At 62.2% G+C, this 15,295-nt stretch carries 18 protein-coding genes and 1 pseudogene; 11 read left to right on the top strand and 8 right to left on the bottom strand.

Translation table 11 applies throughout. The annotated features are described in order from the left end of the window. Positions 1 to 47 precede the first annotated feature (47 nt). Both xerD and ABCW43_RS15780 read right to left on the bottom strand, forming a co-directional pair. Positions 48 to 992 (bottom strand): site-specific tyrosine recombinase XerD, encoded by a 945-nt coding sequence (xerD, locus tag ABCW43_RS15775; protein WP_345926060.1) that lies wholly within the window; start codon positions 990 to 992, stop codon positions 48 to 50. A gap of 27 nt (positions 993 to 1,019) precedes the next feature. Then, a complete protein-coding gene (locus ABCW43_RS15780) occupies positions 1,020 to 1,178 on the bottom strand; it encodes a hypothetical protein (protein WP_037081678.1) in 159 nt (52 codons plus the stop codon). 146 nt (positions 1,179 to 1,324) lie between these two features. Between ABCW43_RS15780 and ABCW43_RS15785 the strand changes: the two genes are divergently transcribed. The 3 genes and pseudogenes from ABCW43_RS15785 to ABCW43_RS15795 form a co-directional block, all read left to right on the top strand. Then, on the top strand, positions 1,325 to 1,921 hold the full coding sequence (locus tag ABCW43_RS15785; protein WP_345926063.1) for a shikimate kinase: 597 nt from the start codon (positions 1,325 to 1,327) through the stop codon (positions 1,919 to 1,921). Then, positions 1,918 to 3,060 (top strand): 3-dehydroquinate synthase, encoded by a 1,143-nt coding sequence (aroB, locus tag ABCW43_RS15790; RefSeq protein ID WP_345926065.1) that lies wholly within the window; start codon positions 1,918 to 1,920, stop codon positions 3,058 to 3,060. Before ABCW43_RS15785 ends, aroB begins: the two co-directional genes overlap by 4 nt. Before the next feature lie 11 nt (positions 3,061 to 3,071). Beyond that, positions 3,072 to 3,944, top strand: a pseudogene (locus tag ABCW43_RS15795) (HlyC/CorC family transporter); the annotation flags it as partial. A 119-nt stretch (positions 3,945 to 4,063) separates the two neighbouring features. Here the strand turns inward: ABCW43_RS15795 and ABCW43_RS15800 are convergent. After that, on the bottom strand, positions 4,064 to 4,345 hold the full coding sequence (locus ABCW43_RS15800) for a BolA family protein (protein WP_007753730.1): 282 nt from the start codon (positions 4,343 to 4,345) through the stop codon (positions 4,064 to 4,066). 103 nt (positions 4,346 to 4,448) lie between these two features. On the opposite strand from ABCW43_RS15800, the gene ABCW43_RS15805 reads away from it, so the two are divergent. From ABCW43_RS15805 to ABCW43_RS15820, 4 genes are all read left to right on the top strand, one after another. Beyond that, entirely contained in the window at positions 4,449 to 5,084 is a 636-nt protein-coding gene (locus tag ABCW43_RS15805) for a J domain-containing protein (protein ID WP_345926068.1), read from the top strand. A gap of 61 nt (positions 5,085 to 5,145) precedes the next feature. Beyond that, positions 5,146 to 6,138, top strand: a complete 993-nt coding sequence (gene cobS / locus ABCW43_RS15810; protein ID WP_345926069.1) for a cobaltochelatase subunit CobS — start codon at positions 5,146 to 5,148, stop codon at positions 6,136 to 6,138. 14 nt (positions 6,139 to 6,152) lie between these two features. Next, positions 6,153 to 8,048 carry a cobaltochelatase subunit CobT gene (gene cobT, locus ABCW43_RS15815; protein ID WP_345926071.1) on the top strand — a complete coding sequence of 632 codons (1,896 nt, stop codon included), beginning with the start codon at positions 6,153 to 6,155 and terminating at the stop codon, positions 8,046 to 8,048. An 85-nt stretch (positions 8,049 to 8,133) separates the two neighbouring features. Beyond that, complete coding sequence (locus ABCW43_RS15820) at positions 8,134 to 9,048, top strand: esterase-like activity of phytase family protein (RefSeq protein WP_445738955.1); 915 nt, start codon at positions 8,134 to 8,136, stop codon at positions 9,046 to 9,048. A gap of 12 nt (positions 9,049 to 9,060) precedes the next feature. Here the strand turns inward: ABCW43_RS15820 and ABCW43_RS15825 are convergent, their stop codons facing one another. The 3 genes from ABCW43_RS15825 to rpmB form a co-directional block, all read right to left on the bottom strand. Beyond that, positions 9,061 to 9,393 carry a pentapeptide repeat-containing protein gene (locus tag ABCW43_RS15825; protein WP_345926073.1) on the bottom strand — a complete coding sequence of 111 codons (333 nt, stop codon included), beginning with the start codon at positions 9,391 to 9,393 and terminating at the stop codon, positions 9,061 to 9,063. 91 nt (positions 9,394 to 9,484) lie between these two features. Next, a complete protein-coding gene (locus ABCW43_RS15830; protein ID WP_345926074.1) occupies positions 9,485 to 10,123 on the bottom strand; it encodes a queuosine precursor transporter in 639 nt (212 codons plus the stop codon). Positions 10,124 to 10,239: 116 nt separating this feature from the next. Next, positions 10,240 to 10,539 carry a 50S ribosomal protein L28 gene (rpmB, locus tag ABCW43_RS15835; RefSeq protein WP_046637208.1) on the bottom strand — a complete coding sequence of 100 codons (300 nt, stop codon included), beginning with the start codon at positions 10,537 to 10,539 and terminating at the stop codon, positions 10,240 to 10,242. 251 nt (positions 10,540 to 10,790) lie between these two features. Between rpmB and ABCW43_RS15840 the strand changes: the two genes are divergently transcribed. Genes ABCW43_RS15840 through ABCW43_RS15850 form a run of 3 tightly spaced genes read left to right on the top strand, consistent with a single transcriptional unit; the run spans position 10,791 to position 13,174 of the window. Continuing rightward, complete coding sequence (locus ABCW43_RS15840; protein ID WP_345926075.1) at positions 10,791 to 11,564, top strand: DUF3108 domain-containing protein; 774 nt, start codon at positions 10,791 to 10,793, stop codon at positions 11,562 to 11,564. Between the two features lie 34 nt (positions 11,565 to 11,598). Next, a complete protein-coding gene (gene yddG, locus ABCW43_RS15845) occupies positions 11,599 to 12,486 on the top strand; it encodes an aromatic amino acid exporter YddG (protein WP_345926076.1) in 888 nt (295 codons plus the stop codon). Positions 12,487 to 12,520: 34 nt separating this feature from the next. Continuing rightward, the gene (locus ABCW43_RS15850) at positions 12,521 to 13,174 is read left to right on the top strand and encodes a lysoplasmalogenase (protein WP_345926078.1); all 654 of its coding nucleotides are present in this window, start codon (positions 12,521 to 12,523) and stop codon (positions 13,172 to 13,174) included. On the opposite strand, the gene ABCW43_RS15855 is transcribed toward ABCW43_RS15850, so the two are convergent. Further along, positions 13,171 to 13,590 (bottom strand): cupin domain-containing protein, encoded by a 420-nt coding sequence (locus tag ABCW43_RS15855; protein WP_345926080.1) that lies wholly within the window; start codon positions 13,588 to 13,590, stop codon positions 13,171 to 13,173. The two genes, ABCW43_RS15850 and ABCW43_RS15855, sit on opposite strands and share 4 nt — an antisense overlap. Beyond that, complete coding sequence (gloB, locus tag ABCW43_RS15860; protein WP_345926082.1) at positions 13,591 to 14,361, bottom strand: hydroxyacylglutathione hydrolase; 771 nt, start codon at positions 14,359 to 14,361, stop codon at positions 13,591 to 13,593. An 88-nt stretch (positions 14,362 to 14,449) separates the two neighbouring features. Here gloB and ABCW43_RS15865 point away from each other — a divergent pair, with 88 nt between their 5' ends. Next, positions 14,450 to 15,190, top strand: a complete 741-nt coding sequence (locus ABCW43_RS15865; RefSeq protein WP_345926084.1) for a methyltransferase domain-containing protein — start codon at positions 14,450 to 14,452, stop codon at positions 15,188 to 15,190. The last annotated feature ends 105 nt before the right edge of the window (positions 15,191 to 15,295 follow it).

The raw sequence follows: 15,295 nt of genomic DNA on the forward strand, positions 1-15,295 counted from the left end.
TTGTTTTATCTCAGGAACACGCAGTTCCCATTTTCTGTTTGGGGCTTCTATTCCCGGTTTTTGGCCTGTTTTGCAAGAGGGTGGTGTGTTTGAACCAGCTCTCGCAGCCGTTCTTCCAGCACATGCGTATAAATTTGTGTGGTGGAAATGTCCGAATGGCCCAGCAGTTCCTGCACAACGCGAAGGTCCGCACCGTTCTGGAGGAGGTGGCTTGCGAAGGCGTGGCGCATCACATGGGGAGAGATTGCGGCGGCTCTAAGTCCGGCGCGGGCGGCCAGTCCCTTGAGGTCGCGGGCAAAGACCTGCCTCGGCAAATAGCCCTCTTTGCCGGCCGAGGGAAACAGCCACGGGCTGTCGCCGGTCTTTGCGAGTGCCAGCCGCCGGACCTCGCCATAGGATGCGACGGCGGCGATTGCCGAGCGGGACAGCGGCACGAGGCGCTCCTTGTTGCCCTTGCCGCGAATGATGAGGAAACGTCCTTCCTGGTCGAGGACCTTGACCGGCAGCGACACGAGCTCGCTGACGCGCATGCCGGTCGCGTAGAGAAGTTCGAGCAGCGCCAGCATCCTGAGGCGTGCGAGCTGCTCCGGACCGGGTTCGGCGGCCTCCTTTGTGGCAAGCTCCAGGAGCCGCGTCACATCGTCCTCGCTCATGATCTTCGGCAGCGAGCGGCCTTTTTTCGGTGCGTCGAGGATGGCGGTCGGGTCGTCGCCGCGCAGGCCCTCGGCATAGAGGAATTTGTAGAACTGCCGCATGGCCGACAGTTTTCGCGCCTGGGACGAGGCCGCAAAACCTTGGGCGCCGAGATGGGCGAGATAGGCGGAGAGATTGGCGCTTTGCGCCGTCAGGGCCGAAGTCTTGCTGGCCAGCAGGAAGGATTGCAGGTCTTCGAGATCCCGTTCGTAGGATGTGAGCGTATTGCCGGCGGCTCCTCGTTCGGCGCTCATCATTTCGAGAAAGGCTTCGATATGGGCTCGGGAAAGGTCGGCCATGTTTCCTACCGTCCTTGTTGCGGCCCGTTATTGTTGCGGCGTTGCCGGGTTCAACCGCTCGGACGGAATGCGCACGGTCACGTCGCGCTCGCGCGGATCCACCAGCATGACGAGAGCCACCATGCTTCCATAAACGATGCCTGCGATCGCCGCCAGCACGAAGAGGAAACGGAAAAGGGTGGGCATAAAGGACTCCCGGAGTTGCGCCGCAATATATCAATAAAGGTTTACATATCGGCAAGAACAAACAATCCCCCGCATTCTTTGAGGGTTGCGACGGCTTGACGCTGCCGACGCATTTGTCGATACCGTTTTTCGAAACGGACCTGACAATGACAGAAGTCGCAACTCCACTTAGCGAAAAGGCGCGCGCCGTCCTCGGCAAGCGCAACCTGATCTTCGTCGGGCTGATGGGGGCCGGCAAATCGGCGATCGGTCGGCTGGTGGCGCAGACCCTTTCCATTCCCTTCATCGATACGGATGCGGAGATCGAGAAGGTTTCGCGCATGACCATCAGCGAACTCTTCGCCGCCTACGGCGAGGCTGAGTTCAGGGCGTTGGAAACGCGTGTCATCGAACGCCTGTTGCGGAACGGGCCGCGCGTGGTTTCGACCGGCGGCGGGGCCTTCATCAACGAGAACACCCGCCACCAGATCAAGATCGGCGGCATTTCCATCTGGCTGAAGGCGGATCTCGACGTCTTGTGGGAACGGGTGAACAAACGTGATCACCGGCCGTTGCTGAAGACCGAGAACCCGAAGCAGACGCTCGAAAACCTGATGATCCAGCGTTATCCGATCTATGCCGAGGCCGATGTGACAGTGCTCTCCGAAAATGTCCGCAAGGACGTAATGGTCAACGAAGTGCTTTCCGCGGTGGCCAATTTGTCCGGCGAAAGTGAATTGCCCAGCGAAGGTGAAATGCAATGAACATCTCTTCCCGATCCGAGGACAGCGCGCGTGAACGCCTGGTGCATGTGCCGCTCGGCGAACGGGCCTATGACATCCTGATCGGTCCCGGCATGATCACGCGTGCCGGCGGCGAGATCACCGCGCGGCTGAAGGGCCGCAAGGCAGCCATCGTCACCGACGAGCACGTCGCGCCGCTGTATCTGGAAGCGCTGATGGACAGCCTGCAGACGGACGGGATCGAAGCCGTTTCGCTGACGTTGCCGGCCGGCGAAAAGACCAAGAGCTTCGAACATCTGGCGACGGTTGCCGATATGGTGCTCTCGGCCCGGATCGAGCGCAACGATGCGGTGATCGCGCTCGGCGGCGGCGTGATCGGCGACCTAGCCGGTTTTGCGGCCGGCATAGTCCGGCGCGGTGTGCGCTTCGTGCAGATCCCGACCTCGCTTCTGGCGCAGGTCGATTCCTCGGTCGGCGGCAAGACCGGTATCAACACCCGCCATGGCAAAAACCTGCTCGGTGTCTTCCACCAGCCGGACCTCGTTCTCGCCGACACCGCGGCGCTCGATTCGCTCTCCGAGCGCGAATTCCGGGCCGGTTATGCGGAAGTGGCGAAATACGGCCTGATCGACCAGCCGGATTTCTTCGCCTGGCTCGAAAAGAACTGGAAGGCCGTATTTGCGGGCGGCCCGGAGCGGATCGAGGCGATTGCGGTCAGCTGCCAGGCAAAATCCGACGTCGTCGTCGAGGACGAGCGCGAGACCGGCCGCCGGGCGCTGCTCAATCTCGGCCACACGTTCGGCCACGCACTGGAGGCCGCAACCGAATATGACAGCCGCCGCCTGGTACATGGCGAGGGCGTGGCGATCGGCATGGTGCTGGCGCACCAGTTCTCGGCGCGCCTGAACCTTGCAAGCCCGGACGACGCGGCACGGGTGACGGCCCATCTGAAAGCCGTCGGCCTGCCGACATCGATGAGCGATATTCCCGGAAAGCTGCTGCCGACGGAAAAGCTGCTGGACGCGATCGCGCAGGACAAGAAGGTACAGAGCGGCAAGCTGACCTTCATCCTGACCCACGGCATCGGCCGGTCCTTCGTCGCCAACGACGTGCCGTCGTCCGAAGTCTTGAGCTTCCTGGAGGAAAAGCGACCGAAATGACGTCCAAACAGGGCCTCAAGTCGCGTGCTGTCAACGCGGTGATCCGCGGGCTTCTTCGCGCGTTCGGCGTTTCCCTGTCCGAGCAGACCCTGGCGCTGTCCAGCCATGACGATCTGCATGCCGCGCTCGATCTCATTCATCGCGAGGGAAATTTCGACAAGCAGGATCGCGACCGGCTGAGCGGCCTCTTCGAACTCGAGGAGCTCGAAGTTTCCGACGTCATGAAGCACCGCACCGTGATGCGGGCGGTCAATGCCGACGATCCGCCGGAAGTGGCGGTCCGCACCGTGCTCGAAAGTCCCTATACGCGCATGCCGCTGTGGCGCAATTCGACCGAGAACATCATCGGCGTCGTGCATGCCAAGGACCTGCTGCGCGCGCTTGCCGAGCCGAATGTCGAGCCGGAAAACCTTGATATCGTCAAGATCGCCCAGAAACCGTGGTTCGTGCCCGACAGCACCAGCCTCAAGGACCAGCTCAGTGCGTTCCTGCGGCGCAAGGGGCATTTTGCGGTCGTCGTCGACGAATATGGCGAGGTGCAGGGGATCGTCACGCTCGAAGATATCCTGGAAGAGATCGTCGGCGACATTACCGACGAGCACGATATCGAGATTCAGGGCGTGCGCCAGGAAGCGGACGGCTCGATCGTCGTCGACGGTTCCGTGCCGATCCGCGATCTCAACCGTGCGCTCGACTGGAGCCTGCCGGATGCGGAAGCAACCACGATCGCCGGCCTCGTCATCCACGAGTCGAAGCTGATCCCGGAAGAACGGCAGGCGTTTACGTTCTATGGGAAGCGCTTCACGGTGATGAAGCGGGAGAAGAACCGGATTACGCGGCTGAGGATACGGCCGGCCGAAGATGTGACGCTGCCGGCGGAGTGATTTCCTATTTGTGCAAGCCCCTCACCCCAGCCCTCTCCCGCAGGTGGATGAGGGGCGGTTTCATACGAAATGACGCGCGCAACTTGGTGAACTCGCCCTCACTTCCTATCTAAGCTCAGCTACCAGCGCGTCGGCTCGCCCGGTGCCGAGGCTTCCACCGCCAGCGCGTGGAGGCCGGCGTCGAGTTCCGGCTTCAAGAGGGCATTCACCGTCCGATGCCGGTCGAGCCGGCTCATTCCGGAAAACTTCTTTGAAACGATGCGGACCCGCATATGGGTTTCGCCGGTTCCGGTGATGTCGGGCTGATGGCCGGCGTGCTGATGGCTTTCATCGATGACAACCAGCCGTTCCGGTTCGAGATTGTCGGTGAGCGTGATTTCGATCCGGGATTTGACGGACATTTCGGTCTCCGTTGCGACGCAAAAGGGGCATCTCACAAACCAGTAAGAAAGGACTTTGTCAATTCTTGCCGCGCTCTGTTCGTCGCCCCATAATGAGGGCCTTATGAAACTAGATTCCAAATATTTCGACCGCATCCGGACGCGCAAGAACAGGCAGCAGGAAGCTGTGCCTGAAGCGCCCACCTGCCAATGGGACGGGTGCGACAAGCCCGGCGCTCATCGCGCACCCGTGGGCCGCAACGCGGAAGGCCAGTTCTTTCTGTTCTGTTTCGAACATGTCCGGGAATACAACAAGGGCTACAATTATTTCTCCGGCCTGTCGGACGGCGAGATCGCCCGGTATCAGAAGGAAGCGATCACCGGCCATCGGCCGACCTGGACCGTCGGCGTCAACAAGGCTGCCAAGGACGCGCCGCTTCATTCGACGGCGCGCTCAGGTGCTGCCGGCGCTACCGGCGCCCAGCAGCGCTTCAGGGATCCGTTCGGCTTCGTGTCCAGTGCGCGGGCGGCCGGCCCCCGTTTCCAGACGCAGGGGCGCAAGCTGAAGACATTGGAGGCCAAGGCCTTCGACACGATGGAGTTAGCCGCCAATGCGACCGCGGCGGAGATCAAAACCCGCTACAAGGAACTGGTCAAGAAACATCACCCGGATGCGAACGGCGGCGACCGCGGTTCGGAAGAACGTTTTCGTGCCGTCATTCAAGCATATCAGTTGTTGAAGCAGGCGGGTTTCTGCTAAGCCGTAAAAATTATGGCAGTGAGGACGACGGCCGGGCGGGGATCCGTGCCTTGGAGAGACGATGAGTAAGATTGATCTAGACATTTCCAACCTTCCCGACACCACCATTTCGGTCCGGGAAGTCTTCGGCATCGACAGCGATATCAGGGTTCCGGCCTATAGCAGCGGCGACCCCTACGTTCCGGATCTCGACCCGGACTACCTTTTCGACCGCGACACGACGCTCGCCATTCTCGCAGGTTTTGCGCATAACCGACGCGTCATGGTGTCCGGCTTCCATGGCACCGGCAAGTCCACCCATATCGAGCAGGTCGCAGCCCGCCTCAACTGGCCGTGCGTGCGCATCAATCTCGACAGCCATGTCAGCCGTATCGATCTCGTCGGCAAGGACGCGATCGTGCTGAAGGACGGCAAGCAGGTTACCGAATTCAAGGACGGCATCCTGCCCTGGGCCTACCAGCACAATGTCGCGCTCGTTTTTGACGAATACGATGCCGGTCGCCCGGACGTCATGTTCGTCATCCAGCGCGTGCTCGAATCCTCCGGCCGCCTGACCCTGCTCGACCAGAGCCGCGTCATCCGTCCTCACCCGGCATTCCGCATCTTCGCGACTGCCAATACGATAGGCCTTGGTGACACGACCGGCCTTTATCACGGCACGCAGCAGATCAACCAGGCGCAGATGGACCGCTGGTCGATCGTGACGACGCTGAATTATCTGCCGCACCAGAAGGAAGTCGATATCGTCGCCGCCAAGGTAAAATCCTTTGGCAGCACGGCCGAGGGCCGTGAAACGGTGTCGAAGATGGTGCGCGTCGCCGACCTTACCCGTTCGGCCTTCATCAATGGCGACCTTTCGACCGTCATGAGCCCGCGTACCGTCATCACCTGGGCGGAAAACGCCGAGATCTTCGGTGACATCGCGTTCGCCTTCCGCATCACCTTCCTCAACAAGTGCGACGAACTGGAACGCACGCTGGTCGCCGAACAGTACCAGCGCGCCTTCGGCGTCGAGCTGAAGGAAAGTGCCGCCAACATCGTTCTCGGAGCCTGAGCGGAGACGAGATCATGGCAGGTCGCGGAGACAATTCGAAAGCCAAATCCGGCGGTCCCGTGGATACGGAACCGTTGCGGCGGGCGATTACCGGTTGCGTGCGCTCCATCGCCGGTGACGCGGAAGTCGAGGTCACGTTCGCGAACGAACGGCCGGGCCTTGCCGGCGAGCGCATCCGGCTGCCGGAAATCTCCAAGCGGCCGACGGCACATGAGCTCGCGGTGACCCGCGGGCTCGGCGATTCCATGGCTCTGCGCATCGCCTGCCACGACACGGCCACGCATGCCAGCATGTCGCCGCAGGGCGCCGACGCACGTGTCGTCTTCGATGCCGTCGAACAGGCGCGCGTCGAGTCGATCGGCGCATTGCGGATGGCCGGCATGGCGGCGAACCTCAATTCGATGCATGCGGAAAAATATTCCAAGGCGAATTTTTCCGGTGTCGAACGGCAGGAGGACGCGCCGATCGGCGAAGCGGTCGCCATGCTGGTGCGCGAAAAACTGACCGGCATCAAGCCACCGGCGAGCGCTGGCAAGGTGCTCGATCTCTGGCGCCCGTTCATCGAAGACAAGGCGGCCGGCGATCTCGACAACCTTCGTAACGTGATCGAAGACCAGCAGGCCTTTGCCAAGCTGGTGCGGCACATGCTCACCTCCATGCAGATGGCGGAGGAGTTTGCCGACGAGGATACCGATCCGGAGGAGATGGAGAACCCGGACCAGGAAGACCAGCCGCGCAGCAACGAGACCGAGAACGACGAGGTCGAGGAAGAGGCCGGTTCGGACGCAGCACCCGCCGAGCAGAGCGACGCTTCCGACGAGGAAATGGATGACGGCGAGATGGACGGCGCGGAAATGTCCGACGACGACATGTCGGACGACAGCGACGAACATTCGGAAACACCCGGCGAAACGCGGCGGCCCAACAGCCCGTTCGACGATTTCAACGAGAAGGTCGACTACAAGATCTTCACCCAGGAATTCGACGAGGAAATCACCGCCGAAGAGCTTTGCGACGAAGCGGAACTCGACCGGCTGCGGGCCTTTCTCGACAAGCAGCTTGCCCATCTCCAGGGCGCTGTCGGCCGTCTGGCCAACCGCCTGCAGCGCCGCCTGATGGCGCAGCAGAACCGTTCCTGGGACTTCGACCTCGAAGAGGGTTATCTCGATCCGGCCCGCCTGGTGCGCCTGATCATCGATCCGATGCAGCCGCTGTCCTTCAAGAAGGAGCGCGACACGCAGTTCCGCGATACGGTCGTGACGCTGGTCATCGACAATTCCGGCTCGATGCGCGGCCGGCCGATCACAGTCGCCGCCACCTGCGCCGATATCCTCGCCCGCACGCTGGAGCGCTGCGGCGTCAAGGTCGAGATCCTCGGCTTCACCACCAAGGCCTGGAAGGGCGGGCAGGCGCGCGAAAAGTGGCTGGCAAGCGGCAAGCCGCCGACGCCCGGCCGTCTCAACGACCTGCGCCATATCGTCTATAAGTCCGCCGATGCTCCGTGGCGCCGTTCGCGCCGCAATCTCGGCCTGATGATGCGCGAGGGCCTGCTCAAGGAAAACATCGACGGCGAAGCCCTGATGTGGGCGCATAACCGCCTGATCGCCCGCCGCGAGCAGCGCAAGATCCTGATGATGATCTCGGACGGCGCGCCGGTCGACGATTCGACGCTGTCGGTCAATCCGGGCAATTATCTCGAACGGCATCTGCGCGCCGTGATCGAACAGATCGAGACGCGTTCGCCGGTCGAACTGTTGGCGATCGGCATCGGTCACGACGTGACGCGTTATTATCGCAAGGCCGTGACGATCGTCGATGCGGACGAGCTTGCCGGGGCGATGACGGAGCAGCTTGCCGAACTGTTTGCGGAAAACGGCAGGCAGCAAGGCCGCATGCGACGGGCCAGCTGAGGCCCGCCGCTTGAAACTTTCCCGCTTCGTCGTTTGGGCCGTCCTTTTCGGCGCCATCGCTTCCCCGGTGGCGCCTGCCACCGAGATGGTGCCGGTTCGAGCACGTGCGATCACCGAGTTCAAACGGGGTTCGTCGGAAACCCGGTTCGGCTCGCTCGAATTTCTCGGCGGGCTCGAGTTTTCGTCATCCGATAACCGGCTACAGTCCCTGTCGAGCATACGCTTTCGCGCCGATGGGGAGCGTTTCGTGTCGGTGCTCGATACCGGTTCTTGGCTGACCGGCCGCATTCAACGCGATGCCGGCGGGCGCCTCTCCAATCTCGCCGATCTCGCCATCAACCCGATCCTTGTCCGTGGCGGTAGGGTCGGTACGAAATACAATTCCGATGCTGAAGGGCTGGCGCTGAGGGATGGCCAGGCGCTCGTCAGTTTCGAGCAGCTACATCGCGTCGACGCCTATCCGGACCCGGGGTTCGAAACGTCGGCGCCTTTGAAGAGCCTCGATCTTCCCATCCCCCGCCATGAGTTCCGGATGAATGCCGGCATGGAGACGGTGGCGGTGTCCCCGAAATCCGGCCCGCTCAAGGGGGCGCCCATCGTGGTCACCGAGCATAGCCTTGATGATCAGGGAAACCTTTTCGCCGCCATCCTGGAAGGCCCGCTGAGGGGCGTGTTCACCGTGGTGCGGCACGATCCTTTCGACGCAACGGACGGTGCCTTCCTGCCGAACGGCGATTTCCTGCTACTGGAGCGCCGCTTCAGCTATCTCGGCGGTCTCGGCATGCGTATTCGCCTGATCAAGGGCGACAGCATTCGCCCCGGTGCGGTCGTGGATGGCAAGGTGCTTCTGGAAGCCGATATGGGTTATGCGATCGACAACATGGAAGGGCTGGATGTTGTCATGGGGCCGGAGGGCAGGCCGCATCTGATCCTCATCTCGGACGATAACGGCAACCTGCTTCAGCGCAATGTCATGCTGGAATTCCGGTTGAATGAGTAGCGTTTTCCGGCTTCAGTCCCTTTTCGTGGCGTTGTACGCATCGAGCAGGGCCTGAACGGGTATCCCATCGATCTTGGCTCCCGTCATTCTGCATCCCATGAATTCCGCGCCCGAAAGGTTGGAGTTGTGTAGCCGCAGGCCGGACAGATTGACGTCATCGATGGACCAGCCCGACATATTGCTGTCATTGATTGTCGCGCCTGCAAAATTGATCTGATTAAAACTCGCGCCTGACAAATTGGTGTTGTGGAAGCGTGTGCCGGACAGGTTCACGTCGTCGAACGACGAGCCTGAAAGGGTTGCCCGGGTGGCTTCCAGAATATCGAAGACTTCGTGAATCTGCATGGCGGCCCGTCCAGAAAAGTTGCGACGCGGCGCAGACTGCAGCGCAACCTTTCAACTTGCAAGCCGGATCGAGCCGGGACTTTACTGAAAGTCAGGCGGCCTTCGCCATCTGCGGCATCGGCTTCAGCACGTTCATCAACGCGCCATAGGGCAGCAGCAACACGACGCCGACCAGGATCTTGACCACGAGGTCGCCGAGCGCCCAGGAGATCCAGCGCGGGGCTTCTGCGGCAAAGGCGCCGAGGAGCGGTGCGGACTGGATCGCGAAGTCCTCATTCGGGCCGATGAAGACGAAGAGCGGGGCGAAGGCGAGCGAGAAGAAAAGCAGCGTGTCGAGTGCCGAACCAAGCAGGGAGCCGGCGAGCGGCGCGCGCCACCAGGTCTGGCGGCGGAGCCGATTGAACACGGAGATGTCGAGAAGCTGGCCAACCAGATAGGCGGTGCCCGAGGCGACGGCGATGCGCGGGGAGGAGGCCAGGAACGACAGCGTCACGCCGACGACGAAGCCGGCGAGAACGACGCGTCGGGCAATCGAAGGCCCGAACTGCCGGTTGGCGAGATCAGTCACCAGGAAGGCAAAGGGATAGATAAAGGCGCCCCATGTCAGAAGATCGCCGAGGGCGATGCCCCAGAACGTGCCGACGACCGGGAACTGGACCAGAAAGTTCGACGCGACGACAACGGCCGCCATCAGCAGGGCATAGATGAAAGTATAGCGTGAGCTCAGCATTTTTTTATCCTGGGTGATGCCACCAGTTGGAGTTCTATGAAGGCCAAGAGAAAAGGCCTGGCCGGTGTTACCCGTTCAAGCCTTCCTCAAAGCCGGATGATTTGTCGTCGGGCCGATCAGGCCGCAGCAGCGACTTCGGCGGTCTTCTTGACGATCTGGCGGCGCAGCAGGCGGGCGCGCATCGACAGTTCGGTCTCGTTGGACTTCAAGAGGAAGGCATCGAGGCCGCCACGATGTTCGACGGAGCGCAGAGCGTGCGCCGAAACGCGCAGGCGATAACGCTGGCCGAGAGCGTCGGAAATCAACGTAACCTGGCACAGGTTCGGCAGAAACCGACGGCGGGTCTTGTTGTTGGCGTGGCTTACATTGTTGCCGGTCTGAACGCCCTTGCCGGTCAGTTCGCACACACGAGACATGGATACACCTTTGTTCTTCTGCAATCGGATGGTACTTCCGGACAATGCCGGTGCGCCGATCCAACTGGTCCTGAGTGGAAAGTTGCGGTTCTATAGTCAGTGGGGCTTGTCGCGTCAAGCCAAAACCTTGACCAACCCCTAAGAGAATCCGCCGCCAGTGCCGTGAAGCCGCTATTTTCTTGCCATGATGCACCGTCTATATGTCGGCGGGAAGACGCTTTTCGGCGTCCTCATCGGTCAGGGCAAAATCAATGAACCTTCGCGGCAGTTTCGTCAGTGCCTTCGTGCTCGTCTTCGGGTTCACGGCCAATCCGCTCGGCTCGGCGGAAATCCGCCACGTCAGCGAATACGATATCTCGCTCGGGATCCTGCCGATCGCCAAGGCGTCTTTTGCCAGCGAATTCAACAGCAGCGACTACAAGATCACCGGAACGTTCAAATCGGCCGGGATCGTCAACATCATCAGCCGGATCTCCGCCGAGACCAGTGTCAGTGGCCGCATGCAGGCCGACAAGCTGCAGGCCGATCGCTACAACCTGGTCTACAGCGCCGGCCGGCGCACCCGTGTCTACGACGTTGAATACCGCAACGGCAATGTCACCGAGACGACTGTCAAACCGGAGCCGACCCGCAATCCGGAAACATGGATTCCTGTGACCGACAAGGACCTGCGCGCGGTGCTCGACCCATTGAGCGGCCTGATCTTCCCAGGCGACGCCAAGGTCTGCCCCAGCCGGCTGCCGATCTATGACGGTGAGTCGCGCATGGATCTGGTGCTGACGCCGAAGGGCACCAGGCCATTTTCGACCGACGGTTTCAAGGGCGAGGCGATCGTCTGTTCGATCCGCTATCTTCCGAGGTCGGGCTTCAAGCGCGGCCGCAGCGATATCGAGTACCTGCGCAAGACGCCGATGGAAATCTGGTTTGCCAAGGCGCAGTCGGTAAATGTATATGCTCCGGTCTATGCCGTCATCCCGACGAGGATGGGGCAGGTTTATGTGACCGCAGTCAAATATGGCGGCTGATGGGGCGCTCGTCCGGGCGCCCAGGGGGGCGGGAGTGAAAATCCGGGGAACGTTGATCGGTTTTACGGCGATCCTGATGTGGTCGCTGCTGGCTCTGATGACGGCTGCATCCGGAAAAATGCCGCCCTTCCAGATGAGTGCGATCACGTTCGCGATCGGCAGCCTGCCGGGCATCGTACTTTTCATCGTCAGACCCGAGCGTATCGCGTTCCTGAAACAGCCGCCGAAAGTTTGGATCACCGGCATAGGCGGCCTGTTCGGCTATCATTTTCTCTATTTCACGGCGCTCCGGAACGCCCCGGCCGTCGAGGCCGGGCTGATCGCCTATCTCTGGCCGCTGTTCATCGTCGTCGGCTCGGCCCTGCTGCCGGGCGAAAGATTGCGCTGGTATCATGTGGCGGGCGCTGTCGCCGGCCTTTGCGGCACGATCGCCATCGTCTCCCGCAACGGGCTCGCCTTCGACGACGCCTATCTCCTGGGTTACGGCGCTGCCTTTCTCTGCGCCTTCACCTGGTCGGGGTATTCGCTGCTGACGCGGCGTTTCGACCGGGTTTCCACCGATGTCGTCACCGGTTTCTGCCTCGGTACCTCTCTGCTTTCCCTGATCTGCCATCTGGCGCTCGAGGCGACCGTCTGGCCGGCCGATGGCGGCGAGTGGGCGGCGGTCGTCGGGCTTGGCCTGCTGCCGGTCGGCGCGGCCTTCTACGCCTGGGACTACGGCGTCAAGAACGGCGATATCCAGATCATCGGGGCTGCGAGCTACGCGGCGCCGCTGCTGTCGACGCTGATCCTGGTCGCTTCCGGCTTTGCCGAACCGGACTGGCGCATTCTGCTTGCCTGCCTGCTGATCACCGGAGGGGCGGTGCTGGCGGCGCGGGATATGTTCCGGCCGAAGCCGGTTGCCGAGGCCGCTGCCGAATAGGCGTCCCTGATGGGTCGGGGACGTGGGGGAAGATATGGTTCTGTTGTCATGGGCGGTGCTTGCCGCCTCGATCGTGCTCGCGGTCAATTATTTCCGCTGGCTGAAAAGGCCTGCCAGTCATCTGCGCACCGTGCTGAAGACCGCGCCGGTCTTGCTGCTTGCGCTCTACGCCGTTCTGGCCGGTGCGCCGTGGCTGCTCGTGGCAGCGCTGGCGCTCGGTGTACTCGGAGACGCCTGCCTCGCCTACGAGGGAGAGGCAGCCTTCATCTGTGGTCTCGCGGCCTTCCTCGCATCGCATCTTGCCTATGCGGCGCTGTTCTGGCCGTCGATGGAACCGATCCTGCTGGTCGGCTCCGCCTGGCGTTATACGGCGGCATGGATCTTCGTCGTGCTGACGGGCATGACGCTTTTCATGCTGTGGCGGCCGGCCGGCCGGCTTGCCATCCCGGTCGCCGTCTATGGGATCGCGATCCTTGCCATGGCGCTTTCGGCGCTGGCGGTGACGCCGATCCTGCCAGCGGCCGGTGCTGCGCTGTTCGTCATGTCCGACACGGCACTGGCGATCCAGAAATTCCTGGTGAAGCCGGATGCGCCTGTCATGGCGAGGCTGAAGCCGTTCGTGTGGGGCACTTACGTCGCGGCACAGCTGATCTTCACATTGGCGATTGCCGGGCCTCCTTCGGCCTAGGCTGACGGCTCCCAGCCGGGCGGCGCCATCTCGAAGCTCGAAAACTGAAAGCCGGGTGCGACCGTGCAGCCCACCAGCGTGAAGCGGCCAAGCGGCTCCGCCGCCTGCCAGGCGTTCTCCGGGACCACGGCCTGCGGCCGCTCGCCTTTGGCAAGGTCTGTTCCGAGCGTCACCTCTTCGACCGTCCTTCCGTCGGAAATCCGCAGCAGCAGCGGGTCGCCGGCATAGAAGTGCCAGATCTCCGCCGCATCGCGAACCCGGTGCCAGTGGGAACGCTCGCCGGCTTCCAGCAGGTAATAGATCGCCGTCGAATGGCCGCGCGGGCCACCCTGTCCGTCGCGAAACGTCTCGGCATACCAGCCGCCCTCCGGATGCCGCTGCATTCCAAGCGTGGTGATGATCTCCTCCGGCGTCATTCAGAAATTGTCCTTGCGCTTGCGGATTTCGGCAAACACCTCTTCGTTGGACCTGCTCTCCATCAGGAGGTTGCGGCGGATGGCCGGGTCTGATGCGCGCAGGAAGGGATTGGTCTCCTTCTCCAGCCCGATCGTCGTTGGAATTGTGAACCGGCCGGCCGCGCGCTGCCCCTCGATCTCGCGCGCCCGCGCCCGCAGACGTTCGTTGTCCGGATCCACGCTCAGCGCGAACTTCGCGTTGGAAAGCGTATATTCGTGACCGAAATAGACGGCGGTCTCGTCCGGCAGGACGGCGAGCTTCTGCAACGAGTGCCACATGTCGGCCGCGGGGCGTTCGAGCAGACGGCCACAGCCGAGCGCGAAAAGCGTGTCTGCCGCAAACAGGATCTTGTCGTCCGGAAAATGATAGCAGATGTGGCCGGCGGTGTGGCCGGGCGTCTCGAGGACGCAGACGAGATGCTCGCCGAACTGGAATTCGTCACCATCCGCCATGGTCTTGTCGAGGCCGGGGATCGCAACTGCTTCGTTGAACGGGCCGATGATCTCCAGCCCGAACTTTTCCTTGAGCGCCAGGTTGGCTTCCACGTGGTCGCCATGGTGATGGGTGGTGAAGATGTGGGTGACCTTCCAGCCGCGCCGGGCCGCCGCGTCCAGGATCGGCTTTTCCTCCGGCGCATCGATCGAGGCCGTGAGACCGCTTTCCGGATCGTGCACGAGAACGCCGTAATTATCGCTGCGGCATGAAAAAACTTCGAGTTCCAGTGGTCTCATAACATAACCCCATTGCTGAGAGAGTTTTGCGTCACAATGTAGAGACTGGTCCCTTGAAGTCCAACCACCGTCTGGTACCAAATTACAAATGCACGCCGATATCGTCGATCTTCGCGAATTCTATCACTCTCCCCTCGGCCACCTTGCCGAGCAGTCGATCGCGTTCGCCCTCACCTCGCTCTGGGCGCGGCTGCCGGAAGAGCGGCTGGTGGGCCTCGGTTATGCGGTGCCCTATCTCGACCGCTTTCGCGCCGATACGGAGCGCACCTTCGCCTTCATGCCGGCGGGGCAAGGGGCGGTGAACTGGCCGGTCGGCGAGCTTTCCTCGACCGCTCTCGTCTTCGACGAGGAACTGCCGCTGCCGGATTCTTCCGTCGACCGCGTGCTGATGGTGCATTCGCTGGAATTTGCGGAAAACCCGAGGGAGACACTGAAGGAGCTGTGGCGGGTGCTGGCGCCCGGCGGGCGGCTGGTCATCGTCGTGCCCAACCGGCGCGGCGTCTGGGCGCGCATGGAGCATACGCCGTTCGGTTCCGGCCGGCCCTATTCGCGCGGCCAGCTCACCTCGCTGCTGCGCGAGACGAATTTCACGCCCGGCGACAGCGCCGAGGCGCTGTTCTTCCCGCCGTCGAAGATCCGGGCCGTGCTGAAGCTGCGCCAGGCCTTCGAGCGCCTGGGGCGCCGATTCTGGCCGGTGTTTTCGGGGGTGATCGTGGTGGAGGCCCAGAAGCGACTCTACCAGGGGCTGCCGGTTGCCGCCCGTGCCTCCCGGCGCGTCTTCGTGCCCGTGCTGGCACCTCAAGGCGTACCGACGACGCGGACGCGGTGAGGATCATAATCCCCGCCTCGGCCCTTCGCCTTGGCTCAGGGCGTTCGTCTTTCGAAACGATTCGCTGGATCGTTTCGTCGGCTGCGCCGACCACTCCTCACCACT

The organism is Neorhizobium tunisiense (assembly GCF_039631515.1).
In the GTDB taxonomy this organism is placed as follows: Bacteria; Pseudomonadota; Alphaproteobacteria; order Rhizobiales; family Rhizobiaceae; genus Neorhizobium.

Coding starts and splice junctions, on each gene's coding strand:
- xerD (WP_345926060.1), bottom strand. CDS start 992: ATGGCCGACCTTTCCCGAGCCCATATCGAAGCCTTTCTCGAAATGATG.
- ABCW43_RS15780 (WP_037081678.1), bottom strand. CDS start 1,178: ATGCCCACCCTTTTCCGTTTCCTCTTCGTGCTGGCGGCGATCGCAGGC.
- ABCW43_RS15785 (WP_345926063.1), top strand. CDS start 1,325: ATGACAGAAGTCGCAACTCCACTTAGCGAAAAGGCGCGCGCCGTCCTC.
- aroB (WP_345926065.1), top strand. CDS start 1,918: ATGAACATCTCTTCCCGATCCGAGGACAGCGCGCGTGAACGCCTGGTG.
- ABCW43_RS15800 (WP_007753730.1), bottom strand. CDS start 4,345: ATGTCCGTCAAATCCCGGATCGAAATCACGCTCACCGACAATCTCGAA.
- ABCW43_RS15805 (WP_345926068.1), top strand. CDS start 4,449: ATGAAACTAGATTCCAAATATTTCGACCGCATCCGGACGCGCAAGAAC.
- cobS (WP_345926069.1), top strand. CDS start 5,146: ATGAGTAAGATTGATCTAGACATTTCCAACCTTCCCGACACCACCATT.
- cobT (WP_345926071.1), top strand. CDS start 6,153: ATGGCAGGTCGCGGAGACAATTCGAAAGCCAAATCCGGCGGTCCCGTG.
- ABCW43_RS15820 (WP_445738955.1), top strand. CDS start 8,134: ATGGTGCCGGTTCGAGCACGTGCGATCACCGAGTTCAAACGGGGTTCG.
- ABCW43_RS15825 (WP_345926073.1), bottom strand. CDS start 9,393: ATGCAGATTCACGAAGTCTTCGATATTCTGGAAGCCACCCGGGCAACC.
- ABCW43_RS15830 (WP_345926074.1), bottom strand. CDS start 10,123: ATGCTGAGCTCACGCTATACTTTCATCTATGCCCTGCTGATGGCGGCC.
- rpmB (WP_046637208.1), bottom strand. CDS start 10,539: ATGTCTCGTGTGTGCGAACTGACCGGCAAGGGCGTTCAGACCGGCAAC.
- ABCW43_RS15840 (WP_345926075.1), top strand. CDS start 10,791: ATGAACCTTCGCGGCAGTTTCGTCAGTGCCTTCGTGCTCGTCTTCGGG.
- ABCW43_RS15850 (WP_345926078.1), top strand. CDS start 12,521: ATGGTTCTGTTGTCATGGGCGGTGCTTGCCGCCTCGATCGTGCTCGCG.
- ABCW43_RS15855 (WP_345926080.1), bottom strand. CDS start 13,590: ATGACGCCGGAGGAGATCATCACCACGCTTGGAATGCAGCGGCATCCG.
- gloB (WP_345926082.1), bottom strand. CDS start 14,361: ATGAGACCACTGGAACTCGAAGTTTTTTCATGCCGCAGCGATAATTAC.
- ABCW43_RS15865 (WP_345926084.1), top strand. CDS start 14,450: ATGCACGCCGATATCGTCGATCTTCGCGAATTCTATCACTCTCCCCTC.